The following is a 15502-nucleotide window of genomic DNA, read 5'->3' on the forward strand; positions in this document are numbered from 1 at the left end:
AATCTCTGTTGTTTAGCATACCTATTCATCCTTGAAAAGTACATTCAGAAGACTTATTTATTCCATCCTTTTTCCTTAAAGCGTGCAATCGCTTCAATCCGATTGCCCACATGAAGCTTCTCTAAAATGGTGGAAATATAGTTACGTACAGTTCCTGCCGATAAAAATAACTCAGCCGCAATTTCCTTCGTCGTTTTACCTTCTGCCACAAGTGTCAACACTTGACTTTCGCGCTCAGTTAACGGATTCTCACTATCATCCTCATAGACAAAGTCAACCAGCTCGGGTGCGTAAATGCGTTTGCCATCGACAATTGTTCGAATGGCACTAACCAATTCTTCGATAGGACTATCCTTTAGTAAGTAACCTCGTACACCTGCTTTTCTTGCTCGTTCAAAGTAGCCAGGTCTTGCAAAGGTTGTTAATATAATAACTTTACAGTCAGAACCATGTAATTCTTCAGCCGCATCAAGCCCAGTTTTCACCGGCATTTCAATATCCATAATACAAATATCCGGCTGGTGCTCTGCTACAAGCACCAATGCTTCCTCACCATTTTTGGCTAAACCGACAACTTCCATATCTTCCTCCATACTAAGTAAGGAACGAAGTGCGCCTAACAGCATCCCCTGATCTTCAGCGATTACAATTCGTATCATGTCATAACCCTCTTTTCTATAGGTTCTTCAGATTTTCTGCAACCTTTTGATGTGTAATGGTCACTGGAATCGATACCGTTAAAGTAGTGCCATTTTCACTTTCTATTTTAAATGTGCCATTAATAAACTCTAAACGTTCGCGCATCCCTTTTAAGCCGTTACCTGTTTTCAATGCCTGTTTTTTCGTAATGCCTTGTCCATTATCACGAACAATCAAGTGTACTTCTTTAAAGTTTTGGTGGAAGGCTATTTCACATTTGGTTGCGCCGCTATGTTTGACAATATTCGTTACGGCTTCCTTCAAACACATAGACAACACATTCTCTACAAGTGGTGGGACACGTAAGGAGTCCTTATCCCCCTCAAAAACAAATTCCATTTCAGCCGCTTTTAAAATTTGAGAAATACGCATAAGCTCATCTTCAAATTTATTTGTCCGCATATCCGATACTAATTCTCGTACCTCTTTTAAAGCAATACTAGCTGTTTGACGAATATCTTTTATCTCGATTAATGCTTGCTGAGGATCACGTGCAATAAGTCTAGAAGCTAAATCGCTTTTTAAGCCAATCATGGATAATTTTTGACCGAGCGTATCATGTAAATCTCTTGCTATACGTTGCCGTTCCTCAAAGACAATTAATTCGGCAATTCGTTCGTTTGCAGTTTCTAATTGCCCTTCTAAATTTTCACGCTTATTTTTCGAATAAATTGTTAACGGTAGAAGCACCACTGCCAAAATCGTTAAAACGACAAATGGAAGCTGTGATAAAAATAAATGTAGCTCAACAAAGAAACCAAATCCTGTAGATATCACAGTAAAACCGATATGAAGCCCATACATTATGTAAAAGCCAACAGGTCTACGGATATTTCCAATGAAAAAGGCTGTAAAAATCGATAAATACACATAGCCGAACAATATAGTCAACGTAATATTAATGACCATCTCAAAGCTAATCCACATATAGACAAGCCCGTTTTTAGCGTTCACAGAAAATCGGTAAAAAATAAAATAGAGCATTAAAAAAGTAATGCCTATTGATATTTCAATATACGATGATTTTCTAAATATAAAGAAAAACGGGAGAAAACAAAAAATAATCCATAAATAAACGCTGAGCATAGGACTATTCGGAATGATACTATGCCGTTTCCTCATCATAATCTCACGCTCTTTCCTACTTTTCCCTATATTATATCAAGAAAAGCATATTTGCGCCCGTCCATTGCCATACAGTGACTTTCATACGAGCCTATCCTTATTTATGTAAAACAGCCACCTCCTAAGAAGAGATGGCTGTTTACGACTAAGCAGCAATACTGCCTTTCGTTTTTCGTTTTATAATTTCATTGACTTCTTTAAAAGAGACAAATTTGCCAAGTTCTTCATCGTATAATTTATAGCGTAACGATTCTAAGCTTGTACGTAACGTAATTGTAGTAGCCGTGTGTAATGGTGGCGTTTCTTTATGCGCTTTTTCAAGATTATAGTTCGGTACACGCGGAGCTAAATGGTGCACATGGTGGAAGCCGATATTACCTGTTATCCATTGTAATAACTTCGGTAATTTGTAGTAAGAACTACCTTCTACTGCGGCTTTCACATAATCCCATTCAGAGTCATGCTCGAAATAAGAATCTTCGTACGTATGTTGGATATAGAATAACCAAATTCCTAATGCACCAGCAATAAATAAAGTAACACCCTGAACTAATAAAAACGCTTGCCAACCCATAGAGTAAATGAGTCCTGCACAAATGCCAGCAATAATAATATTTGTTAAATGCGTATTCATACGCTCTTTTTGCTTCGCATCTTTTCGGTTAAAACGATTTAAAACTAATACCATATATAAAGGACCTAAGCCGAACATTACAAGTGGATTACGATAAAAACGATACCATAATCGTTGACCTTTAGAAGATTGTAAATATTCTTCTACTGTCATCATATCAATATCACCAATACCGCGCTTATCTAAGTTCGAGCTTGTTGCATGGTGAATTGTATGCTCACGCTTCCATTTTTCATAAGGGAACGATGTTATTACCCCAGTTAATAAGCCAACCCAGTCGTTTGCCTTTTTACTTTTGAAAAATGAACCGTGGGTACAATCATGGAAAATGATAAATGTTCTTACGACAAAACCAGCAGAAATAACACTTAAACCTGCAGTTAACCATGGCGAAACATCCACTAACATATAACCAGCAATCCATAGGACGATTAACGGCGCTATTGTGTTAACCATTTGAAAAACACTTTTACCTGTGTCCGATTTCGCAAATGGCGCTACATCTTGGCGCAATTTTTTCGTTTTTTCTTTATCTATTGCCATTCCTTTTTCCCTCGTTTCCTTTTGCTTATGATCTCATCATAAAACAAGAGTATAGCGAGCAACAGACGCAAACATCATAAAAAGCATATGACATTTGTCATACTTAAAAGACAACTCTATAAAATTTCGCTCTCCGCTAAGGTTATTTCAGCACGTTAGCGATGCTGATGTTACTTGATTAGCGCTGCCTTATTACTTTTTAGGTCCCGTTAAATGCAATTGATAAAATACTAAATCCAACCACTCTTCAAATTTGTATCCCGCATTTTTAATTGTCCCTGCATATTCAAAGCCTAGCTTCTCATGCGCCTTAATACTGGCAATATTTTCGCCATCGATACCGGCAACCAAAGTCTTCACACCCTGTTTCTCTGCGATATCAATCAATTGATGCATTAACTTACTGGCAATGCCTTTCTGATAATGGTCCTTGTGTACGTATACCGAATGCTCCATCGTATGCTTATAACCTGGATAAGGGCGGAACTGACTGTAATTTGCAAAACCCGCCACTACTCCATCTTCCTCAAAAACTAACAACGGGTTACCCGCTGCTTGTTGCGCATGAAACCATTGCTTTTTTTCATCTAGCGATTGTATTTCATACCTATATACCGCTTTACTCGTTAAAATAATATCGTTATAAATAGCTAAAACCTCAGGTAAATCTTTTTCTTCCATAAATCGAATCATCCAGTTCACGTCCTCACCTAAAAAGAAATAGAACCCCACCGATAACAGCAGGGTATGCATTGCACAAATAGTCCATTCGACAAGCCACAAAGGAAACACGGATTTTGAGCAGGCTTGGATATTGCCCGTTCAAAATCCGTAATATCCGTTGCTCACATGTACTTTAATCGTTGACCGTTAAAGCGTTCTTCATAAAGATAAAGCATTTTTAGCAAAATTACACGTTAAAATATCTCGCATCTGGGTGCGCGAAAACTATTGCAGATACGGAAGCTTCTGGCTCCATCATAAAGCCTTCTGTTAATTGAACCCCGATATCTTCTGGTTTGAGCAAACCAAATAATTTCTCTTGGTCCTCCAAATTTGGACATGCAGGATAGCCAAATGAGAAACGTTGCCCTTGATATTTCGCAGCAAAACGGTCACGCATCGTGAAATCTGTGTTGTCAGGGAAGCCCCATTGATCACGAATTTCTTGGTGCATACGTTCCGCAAAGCCCTCGGCAAGCTCAAGAGCCGTTGATTGAAGGGCATGACTTTCAAGGAACTTCCCTTCTTCTTTTAATTGACGAGCTGTCGCCATTACACCTTGACCAGCTGTGACAACCATCAATGCAATATAGTCCATTTCTCCACTTTCTACAGTTTTCAAGAAATCTGCTAAACACATAAATGGTTCCACCTGTTGGCGAGGGAAAGTAAAGCGTTCAATTTCCGTTTTACTATCGGCAGGATCATAAACGATGACATCATCTCCATCAGCTTGTGCTGGGAAGAATTGATACAAGCCTGAAGGTTTTAATAGATCACTTTGTAAATAATCATCCACCAATGCTTTTAATTCTGTTGCTCGCGCATCCCCTGCATCTAGTAATTGTTGCACTTGTCCTTTTAGTCCTAAGTGATGACCTAGTAATGTTCGCATATTGACATATGGATATAGATGCGACACCGAGTAATCCTTTTTCACATGACGGCGAACATCCGCTGGCAGGAACACCGGTGCATCTTTCACAGTACGTACAGGCTTCACTGTAATTTCTTTCGCAGGTCGTGCTGCACGTTTCTCATCTGCTTCTAATCGTTTTTGGCGGGACTCCGCTATTTCAGCTAAAAAGTTTTCTCGCGTCTCTGTACCCATTAACAGATTCACTTGCTCTAGCCCTTGCATCGCATCTTTAGAGTAAATAACAGGTCCTTCATATTCATTGGCAATTTTCGTTTCTGTAAAGCGTCGAGACAATGCTGCGCCTCCTACTAGAATCGGCACATCAATGCCAGCAGCCTTAAAGTCTTGTGCGGTAATGACCATCTGCTGAGCGGATTTAACGAGTAAGCCAGATAGTCCGATGAAATCAGGTTTTTCTTTACGAATCGTTTCAATTAACTGAGCTGGCGTGACTTTAATACCTAAATCAACGACTTTGTAGCCATTATTACTTAAAATAATATCTACTAAGTTTTTGCCAATATCATGGACATCACCTTTTACAGTGGCAAGCACCATTTTACCTTTGCCGGCACTGTCCTCATTTTTCTCCATAAATTGCTCAAGATGTGCTACAGCAGCCTTCATAACACCCGCTGATTGTAATACTTCTGCGACGATAAGCTGATTATCGTTAAATAAACGACCAACCTCAGCCATCCCTTCCATCAGCGGCCCATTAATAATATCCAGCGGCGCCTCAAAAATTTCACGAGCGGCATCTAAGTCTTCAATAAGCCCCTCTTTTGTTCCTTCTAAAATATAGTAAGCTAAGCGTCCTTCCACCGTTTTCGGAATATCCGCTTCTGTTTTCTCTTTCTTTTTATCACGATAGAAATCAGTGAAAACCGCTAATGTTTCATCATTTGTATTAAACAATAGATCATTTGCTAGCTTAATTTCCGCTTCAGGAATTGATGCATAGCGCTCTAATTTCTCTGTGTTTACAATCGCGTAATCCAAGCCCGCCTGTGTACAGTGATATAAATAAACAGCGTTAAGAACTTCCCGACCAACTGGTGGTAAGCCGAAAGAAATATTACTGACACCGAGTACCGTTAACGTACGTGGCATTTTTTCTTTGATAAGACGAATGCCCTCGATTGTTTCAAGTGCTGATCCAATATATTGTTCATCTCCAGTACCTACCGGGAACATTAACGGGTCAAAAATAATATCTTCTGGCGCTAAGCCCCATTTCTCCGTTAATAATTGGTAAGAACGCTCAGCAATTTCTAATTTACGATGACGATCTACTGCCATCCCCTGCTCATCAATCGTACCAACAACTAAAGAAGCACCATATTTTTTCACTAATGGCATTACGGCGTCAAAACGTTCTTCTCCATCCTCTAGGTTAATAGAGTTAATGATGGCTTTCCCTTGAGAAAATTTCAAAGCTTCCTCAATTACTTTTTCATCTGTGGAGTCAATAACGAGTGGAACCTTAACTTTTTTCACAACTTCCTGCATAAAGCCACGCATATCCGCCAATTCATCTCGGTCAGGGTTCGCTAAACAAATATCGATAACATGTGCACCATTTTTCACTTGCGCACGTGCAATTTCCGCCGCTTCCTCATATTTACCATCAATGATTAAATTTTTAAATTTTCGAGAGCCAATAACATTTGTTCGTTCCCCAATAAATAATGGACGCATTGAATCATCGTACACTAAAGGTTCAATACCAGATACGACATGACCATGTGTAGCTTCAGGCAATTGACGTGGCTTTTCGTCCTTCAGTACTTCTCTAATTGCTGCAATATGGGCTGGTGTTGTCCCACAACAACCACCGACAATATTCAGCCAGCCTTTTTCAGCAAAACCTTTTAATTTTAGTGATAAGGATTCGGGTGATTCATGATAGCAACCTTCCTCATCTGGCAAACCAGCATTTGGATAACAGCTAATATAACCAGTAGAAAGCTCCGCTAATGAACGAATATGGTCAGTCATAAATTCTGGACCAGTTGCACAGTTTAAACCGACTGAAAGTGGCTTAATATGTTCGATTGATATGTAAAAAGCATCAATAGTTTGCCCTGCTAATGTTGTACCCATCGGTTCAATCGTCCCGGAAATCATAACAGGCAATTCTTTGCCCGTCTCTTCAAACGCACGTGACACCCCTAGTGTCCCTGCTTTTACATTGAGCATATCCTGACTCGTTTCAAGTAGCAGTACATCTGAACCCGCTTCAATTAAAGCCTTTGCCTGTACATAAAAGTTTTCTTCTAGTTCATCAAAGGTAATACCGCCAGTGACTGATAATGTTTTCGTTGTTGGACCCATCGCTCCCGCAACGAAACGTGGCCATTCTGGAGTAGAAAACTCATCTACTACTTTGCGTGCAATTTCCACAGCACGTTTATTAATCTCTTCTGCCTTAGCCCCAAGATTATATTCGTTTAATACGAGAGGTGTACCGCCAAACGTATTTGTACAAATGATATCCGCACCAGCTTCTAAATATTTTCGATGAACCTTTTCAAGCACATCGGGTCTCGTTAATACAAGATTCTCGTTACAACCATCAAGCTCCTCACCACCAAAATCTTCTGCTGATAAGTTTTCATTTTGAAGCATTGTACCCATTGCGCCATCCAGAATTAAAATTCGTTTCTCTAGTTGCTCTTCAATCAAGTGCTTAGCCATCTATACTTACTCCTTTTTTCTGTTCATCCAATTGTCCGATAAATTTCATTAATTCAAGCGTCATATCATAGCGTAAAAACGGTGTAATTAAATAAATACCATTGAAATATTCTGCCGCTACTTCTACTAACTCTTTGGCAATTGCAATCCCTTCTAATGTTGAACGTTCTTTATCTTCACCACACGCCTTCATACGTGATAGTGCATCGTCTGATAATTTAATCCCTGGTACTTCATGGTGTAAAAACTCGGCGCTCTTATAGCTCGTTACTGGCATAATACCGATATAAATTGGAGCATCTAAATGCTTTGTTGCCTCATAAATTTCTACAATTTTCTCTTTTGTATAAACAGGTTGTGAAATAAAGTAATCTGCACCATGTTCGATTTTTTTCTCTAAGCGAGCTACTGCCCGATCTAATACACGAACATTCGGGTTAAATGCTGCCGCAACAGAAAAGTTTGCTTTCTTACGAAGTGGCTTACCAGAAAATGATATCCCCTCATTTAACTGTTTAATTAATTGAATAAGCTCCATGGATGAAACATCATAAACACTTGTGGCACCTGGGAAGTCTCCTACCTTTGTGGGATCTCCAGTAACCGCTAAAACATCATGAATGCCAAGTGCATTTAACCCCATTAAATGGGACTGTAGGCCAATTAAGTTACGGTCACGGCACGTAATATGCGTCAACGGTCGTACACCATGTGTTTCCTTTAATAGCGCACCCATAGCGACATTACTAATGCGGGGAGATGCAAGCGAATTATCAGCCATCATCACGACATCTGCGCCTGCGTCGTATAATTTTTTTGCCCCTTGAATAAAACCATCAATTTCTAGATGTCTCGGAGTATCTAACTCTACGATAACCGAGCGTTCGCGCTTCACCTTTTCATGTAGCGGTTCATATGTCGCAGGTTCCGCTTCCCGTACAATCTCTACTTTTTCAGGTTTCGTATACTTTGCTTCAACAGGCGTTAACTCTTCTAAATATTTCTTCGCAGCTGCTATATGCTTAGGTGTTGTACCACAACATCCACCGATTAAACGAACACCTTGGTCACGCAATGCAACTGCTGCACGTCCAAAATAATCAGCTTCTGACTCATACACGACACGCCCATCCTCTAAATCTAGTAGCGACGCATTTGGATATGCTGACATAAATGCTTTATCAGGAATCTCCACACCTTCAAATGCTTGAATTGTATGATGGGGACCTAAACGGCAATTGACGCCTACTACATCTGCACCAAGAGCTTGTAACTCATGTAATGCTTGATTTAACGTCATTCCATTTTGCAACACACCCGGCTCATGCATGGATACTTGTGCAATAATTGGTAGCTCTGTTTTACCACGTAACATTTTTAATGTTGCACTTAACTCTTCAAAATCATAATACGTTTCAAGTAAAAGACCATCAGGATTGCCTGCAAGTAACACATTTGCTTGTTCTTCAACAGTCAATAATATTTCCTCTAATGTAGCATCACTTTTACGAATGCCACGGATGCCCCCAATTGTCCCTAAAACAAATTGCCCGCCATCAGCTGCCGCTCGTTTTGCAATCGTGATTGCCGCTTCATTAAATTGTTGAACCCGTGATTCTAAGCCGTAACGTGCTAATTTAATCGCATTTGCACCGTAAGTATTGGTCTGAATGACATCTGCACCAGCAGCTATATATTCTCTATGAATTTTTTCAATTAACTCCGGTCTCTGTACATTCATTTCCTCATGACAGTACTCTAAGCCGTAGCCATATAATACAGTACCAATGGCTCCATCCGCGGTAAGCACATGTGTTTTTAACTTTTCTAGCAATCCCATAAATCGTAGCCCTCTCTTTCCTTGTATCCAAAATATAAAAAGCCTTCTTTTACAAAAAAGAAGGCTTTAACGAATCGCAATTGTTGTTCCTTCTCATCTTCGACCAAAAAGGTCTTCTGGATTTAGCACCTGACATAAGTTGGTTGCTGAAGCTTCATAGGGCCAGTCCCTCTGCTTCTCTTGATAAGAATGTAGTATGAATTTTTCAAATAATTAAAAGAATCATATCGTTTACAGACGATAGAGTCAAGACTATTTCACTTAACAAAGGAGATTTCTCCCGAAAAAAATATTATTTTAGTTTTAACTTCACTGTTATTCTAGTTTTTCCGCAAGCGCTTCGCCTATTTTTTTACCATTTTGAATACAAGCACCAATACCTACCCCGAAATATGAGCAACCTGCTATCGATAAGTTGGGATACCGTTCTGCAAGCTCCGCTGTTAAGCCTTTCAACGCCTCATGATGTGCCAAATCGTATTTTGGCATTTGATCGATCCACTTGGCTACATTTACAACCATTGGTTTTTCATCAATGCCTAAGCTTTTCTTTACATCCTCTAATGCTACAGCTGTCAATTCTTCATCTGTCATCATACGTAATGTTTCGTATGCAGGGTTAATGCTTTTATAAAAGAGGCGCACAAGCAATTTACTATTAGCAGATGTATGTTTCCATTTTCGGCTTGTCCATGTTGCGGCATTGCATTGTACATTCGAGTTATGTGACACAATAAAGCCTGTCCCATCTGCTGGTAGCACTGCATCCGGTACATCAAAGCCTAAGTATATGGTGATGGCAGAGGCTGTAGTAAATTCTTTAAAATAGCGATTCAAAGATGGGTCCTGTAATAAGCTCTGTACGGCTTCATTTGGCAGTGCTAATACTACGTGCTCAGCCTCAAACTTCCTCCCATCTGCTAATGTGATTGTATAATGTTTTTCCTGTTTTTTTACATTGGTTGTTGCTACGCCTTTAATAATTTCTACATTTGTTAACGTTTCTTCAAGACGATTGATAAGTGACGATAAGCCCTGTTTAAACGAAATAAACTTTTTGTTGGAAGCTTTCACGAATTGTTCGCGATTTGCCTCAAAACCTTTAATAATACTACCGTACTCATTTTTATAGTCGATTATGTACGGTAAGGTAGAAGCTATCGACAGTTGATGGAGGTCACCCGAGTATACCCCAGCTAATACTGGTGCAATTTGATTTTGTACAAGTTCTTCCCCTAAGTAATATGTTAAAAACTCACCGATTGAGCTGTCCTTAGTAAAGCTTTTATTCGGCATTGTTAAATCTTGCAATGCTATTTGTTTACCAGCTTCTGATACTAGCGTACTTGCTTCAAGAGACGCTAAACTCATTGGAATACCGAATGTTGAATCAGCGGGTATTGCATGTAATTCGTCGTTTGTATAGATATAAGATATCCCTGTTTCGTTGTACACTAGCTCCTGTTCAAAATTAAGCTCCTGCACCAGCTCCATGACCCCTTTATGACGAGCCACAATTGAGTCAGCACCCGTTTCCATAATGAAGCCTTGCTCATAAGCGGAATGTAACTTACCGCCTAAGTATGGATTTTTCTCAACAAGCACTAGTTTGACATCTATGTTTTTCTGCAATACTTGGCGCTGTAAATAATGCATCGTACATAAACCAGTAATGCCGCCACCTAATACAACTATTGTTTTCATGAAGTATCGCCCCTAATTCGTTATTTCTCTCCTTATTAGTATAAACTTTTTTCACAAACAATTACGTTCAACCCATTACAAATTTAGCAACACTATAAAGTGTCAGGCACTCAAACAATTTCAAATTGTTTGAGTGCCTGACACCTAGTTTAAGTTTTGTGCGACATTTGCTAATTTGTCAGCTGAATTTGTTACCTCATTAAATGCTTGCCCAAGCTCATGAAGGACCTGAACAACGGCCTGAACCTCTTTTTCCATAAGGTCATTTTGACACTTAGCTTCTGTCATCGCATCTAATATTTTGTTAAACTGTCCTTCAGTTTGAGCCATATTCTCCTCACCTGAAGCAACCTCTGTCTGAATATTACTAAGCGAATATGCCAGTTTAGACGTTCGCTCTGTTGTTTTTTCTAATAATTTTGCAACGGATGTAACAGATTCTTTTGTTTGACTAGACAATTTACGTACTTCCTCCGCAACAACACTAAAGCCTTTCCCCGCCTCTCCAGCGCGGGCTGCTTCAATAGCCGCATTTAAAGCAAGCAGATTTGTTTGATTGGCAATGTTCGTTACAACATTCATAATCGCTTCCATTTCTTTCGACATATCCGTCAATTGTTTAATATTATCCGTAATGTCATCCACTGATTGAATAATGTTACACATATTTTGAGATTGATGTTGTAAGCATTCGCGACCTTCTATTGCTTGACTTTCTGCTAACGTACTCACCTGAAGCGATTTTTTCGCCAATTGCTTAATTTCATGTGATTGATTATTTAATAGATGGAAAGAGGCATTTGTTTCTTGTGAAATGGTCGCTAATCCTTCTGACGATTCCACAATTTTTTTTTCAACCGCTTCTTTCTCACGTTCAACGTTTTCCTTCAGTTGCTCAATTGTACTTTCAAACGCTTCTAATACAAGTTGTTGCTCGAAATTAGAAATTTTAGAAATTGCTCGTATTGTATTCAATTGGTCTTTCGGATGCACTACATGTTCTTCAACTAAATCAATAAATGACATGGTTAAATCTTGGAAAGCACAAATATACCATTGTGTTCTCAGTCCGATATGTACGTGCACTTTTGCAATACTTACTCGTCTTTTATAAAATTCATCATCAATTGTACCGTTAAACATTTCAATAATATGACGACGCAATGTGACCTTCAATTTATCCACAGAACTATGTTTATTAATAATATCTACTAAACTATGCTCAGTTCCAATCATTTCATAAAACCGGTCAACGATGTGATTTATGTTGTCCTCAACAAATGGTTTAAAAGCTTTTAAATATTGTAAATCTTCTATTGTCAAATTTAGCATTTCAATTTGCTTAACCAGTGTTCGAGAGTTCGGAACATCCATTGTCACCGAGTATTGCTGTAAATCTAACGTCATTGCCTTTTTCTGTTTTTGAAAAATCACACTTTTCCCTCTTTCATTACGTGTTCTTTTGAAAAGCTGAGCAAAAATCCCATTCCGTTTACCCAAATATATTGACAAATCTATGAAAAGATACCACAACTATTAATAAATTTACAAGAAAATAATATAACAAAATAACATCATAATAATCAGTAATTCATCATTTTTCATTATTAAAATCACTCATATACATTATACATTTTTAATATAATTGTCAATTTATTATATCCTATATTTTACCATTTAATAACATACAATTTAAACGTAAACTAAATGGTTTTCATCTGTTAAATTGCATTAAAACGCTGTCACAATTTTTTTCAGTAGCTATTTCTACGGTATTTATTAGAATTTACGTATTCCGTCTGCAACACTACATGTAATATTAAGTATCTGTAATTTCAATATCTCCCCTTCGACCATTTATTAAGAGTCCTTTATCCTGTTTTTTTATTTAAAAATGAATAAAATTAACCATTGTAAATTTTGTTAATAAATAGCATAAAATAACTATTTTACTAATAGCCCCCCTGTAAAAATAGACTCTATCCCATATCATTTTTCTATGTATAGATGTATGATCGCTATTTGCCCTTCCACTACAATAAAAAACCGCAACGGCTAGTTCATAGCTAACCATTACGGGTAAATTTCAGTATCATAAAATTTAAAATTTAAAGCTTTTCTAATTCTTCAAGTAAAACGGTTGCCTCTTCTATACCTGATTCTGCTGCAAGTCCATACCATTTTTTGGCCTCTTTTATATTACGCGGTATTCCCTCACCTTTGTTATAAATATGGCCAAGCTGCAATTTTGCTTCAGGGTCTCCTTGGAGTGCGGCTTGCTTGAACCAATGAATCCCTTTTTCAATATTACGAATCCCCGTTAAACCCTTGCTCCAAATAAAGCCCAAATCATAAAATGCATCTACATGATATTGTTCAGCAGCTCTTTCAAACCAATATAAGCCACGATTGATGTCCCGAGCTTGCCCTAAGTGACCTTCTAAATAAATTCCACCTAGTCTGTATTGCGCTTCAACATAACCTGCCTCAGCCGCATTTTTATAAAAGGCAAATGCTTTCTCTTCATCTATCACAACACCTAATCCTTGTTCGTGCATAATACCTAATGTAAACATTGCCTCTGCTACCCCTAGTGCGGCAGCAATCTCGAACCAATGTTTAGCAAGTGACATATTTTCGGGTACACTCTCACCATTAAAATACATATCCGCTAAGTTATTTGCCGCATCTGCATGCCCTTGTTGCGCTGCAGCTTCGTATAACTTAAAGGCACGATCATAACTCTCTTCTACACAAATTCCTTCAAAATAATAGTTACCAAGAGCATATTGGGCATTGGCATTATCTTGTTTTGCCGCTAATTCAAACCACTTCATCGACTTTTTCGGTTGGAAAAATGTATCCTCATTTGCACTATAATATTCTCCAAGTTCAAATTGGGCATCTGCATCTTGTTCTTCAATCGCAGCTTTGTATAAATCAATGATTTCTTCATGGTCTAAATCTTCTTCTTCAAAAACAGCAACTGCTTCGTCCTGTTGTGTAAAATACCATTCCAGTACATCGAGGACATCATCAACAACCTCCGTTGTATAAGCTAACTTCTCTAAGGAAGTAATTTGCCATATTAAAATATATATTGGAAGTGGAATTGCCTCACGCAATACATCATCATATTCTGCTAGCAGCGTTAGTACATTGTCTTGCACTGTTTGTGTTTGCTCCGGATGTACAATTTGTAAGTGTCGCTGTTGTTTTTTTCTTAGCAATCCCTGAATAACTTGATAGAGCATCTTTTGCAAGGTTGTCAGTTGTACTTCATCCAATACGAGTAAAGTGAGGTTTTGCGCAAACCATGTATTCTGTATATTTGTTAATTGTTGTAAGGACTGCGTTCGCTCCTTATTTTGCTTTGCTAAAAATTGCCCATACATTTCATTTCCCCCCTTGCACACTATGTAAATAAACTGCCTTGCTATTATTATATGGAAGGCAGTTCAAGAATGGTTACACATATGCTCTTAACATTAGTCCTACAAATAACGTAATGATGAAAAAGAGCGTTATATGTCCCCATTTATACATTTCTAACAAACCGATAAATTCACGAGTAAAAGCGTTAGGTATATAATATAAAGCCGTTTTAGAGCCTACACCTTGTGCATCAAGCTTTGCCCTTCTTGCATAAATACTTGCTCGAAACACATGAAAATTATTCGTAACAAAAAGTGAACGGTACTTTTTCCCTTGTGCGTGCGCATCCATGATTGCTTTAGAGAAAGCCATATTTTGCTCTGTATTTGTCGACCGATCTTCCATCAATATTTTCCGATTCGGTATTTGGTGTTTATCTATCATATATGTTTCCATCGCCAACGCTTCTGAAACTTGTTCATCACGCCCTTGCCCACCCGAGACGATAATGAAAGGTCGCTCTCCATATTTTTTATATTGCTTGGCTGCCTCATCTAAACGGCTCGCTAAAAGAGGAGGAACTTTATCACCAATAAGGCCAGATCCCAGCACAAGAATATAATCAGGTTCATATGTTATCGGTGCAAAATGATAAATGATAGCGTAAACCATCACACTTGTATATAAAAATACCGGATAAGCAAAAATCAAAAACGCATAAAAGAAAAGAATATGCCAAAGAGGATTTTCAATATTCGTAAAGAATACGAAAACATAGCCAATCATCATTGCCAAGAAAGCCAATCCAAACACAGCTAATAGTAAATTTCGAAATCTTCGTCCTTCTTTTTCAAGCAAGATTTTACTATTGAAAAACATCGCAATGGATAGTAATAACATGATACCTGGTATAATACCGAACAACGTCATGATGCCCATTTTGGACACAATACCTTGTTCGTTAATCAATAAATCATTATGTGTTGTCATACCTACAAATACATTCAACCCTATTAAGCCTAGAACGACAGCGTTAATAAAACGCCTTTTTTCCGTAATAAATAGCATTAAAAATACAGAAATTAATAATGTCATTGTTGGAAGCACTGCATTTACTCCTTTCCTTCCTTTCTATTCCCATTCAGCAGTATGCTGACACTACTTGTTCATATATTGCAAATTTCCTAAATGACAGGTAGTGAATATTTTATTTTTCACTATAGTTCATGTAAAATTACTA

At 38.1% G+C, this 15502-nt stretch carries 10 protein-coding genes and 1 riboswitch; all 10 genes read right to left on the minus strand.

The features are described 5' to 3' along the window. Positions 1-53: 53 nt before the first annotated feature. Positions 54-659 carry a response regulator transcription factor gene (locus tag MKY08_RS19665; RefSeq protein WP_069511304.1) on the minus strand — a complete coding sequence of 202 codons (606 nt, stop codon included), beginning with the start codon at positions 657-659 and terminating at the stop codon, positions 54-56. 16 nt (positions 660-675) lie between these two features. Continuing rightward, the gene (locus tag MKY08_RS19670; RefSeq protein WP_069511305.1) at positions 676-1626 is read right to left on the minus strand and encodes a sensor histidine kinase; all 951 of its coding nucleotides are present in this window, start codon (positions 1624-1626) and stop codon (positions 676-678) included. 343 nt (positions 1627-1969) lie between these two features. Beyond that, a complete protein-coding gene (locus MKY08_RS19675) occupies positions 1970-3001 on the minus strand; it encodes a fatty acid desaturase (RefSeq protein ID WP_069511308.1) in 1032 nt (343 codons plus the stop codon). Positions 3002-3193: 192 nt separating this feature from the next. Next, positions 3194-3694, minus strand: coding sequence for a GNAT family N-acetyltransferase (locus MKY08_RS19680; protein ID WP_069511310.1), 501 nt, complete (start codon positions 3692-3694; stop codon positions 3194-3196). 217 nt (positions 3695-3911) lie between these two features. Next, positions 3912-7343 (minus strand): methionine synthase, encoded by a 3432-nt coding sequence (metH, locus tag MKY08_RS19685; protein WP_069511311.1) that lies wholly within the window; start codon positions 7341-7343, stop codon positions 3912-3914. After that, complete coding sequence (locus MKY08_RS19690; RefSeq protein WP_069511312.1) at positions 7336-9183, minus strand: bifunctional homocysteine S-methyltransferase/methylenetetrahydrofolate reductase; 1848 nt, start codon at positions 9181-9183, stop codon at positions 7336-7338. Before MKY08_RS19690 ends, metH begins: the two co-directional genes overlap by 8 nt. 90 nt (positions 9184-9273) lie before the next feature. Next, positions 9274-9373: riboswitch (SAM riboswitch) on the minus strand. Between the two features lie 125 nt (positions 9374-9498). Further along, on the minus strand, positions 9499-10887 hold the full coding sequence (locus tag MKY08_RS19695; RefSeq protein ID WP_069511313.1) for a protoporphyrinogen oxidase: 1389 nt from the start codon (positions 10885-10887) through the stop codon (positions 9499-9501). A 144-nt stretch (positions 10888-11031) separates the two neighbouring features. Beyond that, positions 11032-12321: a globin-coupled sensor protein gene (locus MKY08_RS19700; RefSeq protein ID WP_069511317.1), complete on the minus strand. Its 1290-nt coding sequence runs from the start codon at positions 12319-12321 to the stop codon at positions 11032-11034. Between the two features lie 674 nt (positions 12322-12995). Then, entirely contained in the window at positions 12996-14282 is a 1287-nt protein-coding gene (locus tag MKY08_RS19705) for a tetratricopeptide repeat protein (protein WP_069511323.1), read from the minus strand. Between the two features lie 73 nt (positions 14283-14355). Further along, complete coding sequence (locus MKY08_RS19710; RefSeq protein WP_069511325.1) at positions 14356-15369, minus strand: YdcF family protein; 1014 nt, start codon at positions 15367-15369, stop codon at positions 14356-14358. Positions 15370-15502: the final 133 nt, after the last annotated feature.

It is taken from the genome of Lysinibacillus sp. FSL M8-0337 (assembly GCF_038593855.1).
Classification (GTDB): Bacteria; Bacillota; Bacilli; order Bacillales_A; family Planococcaceae; genus Lysinibacillus; species Lysinibacillus sphaericus_D.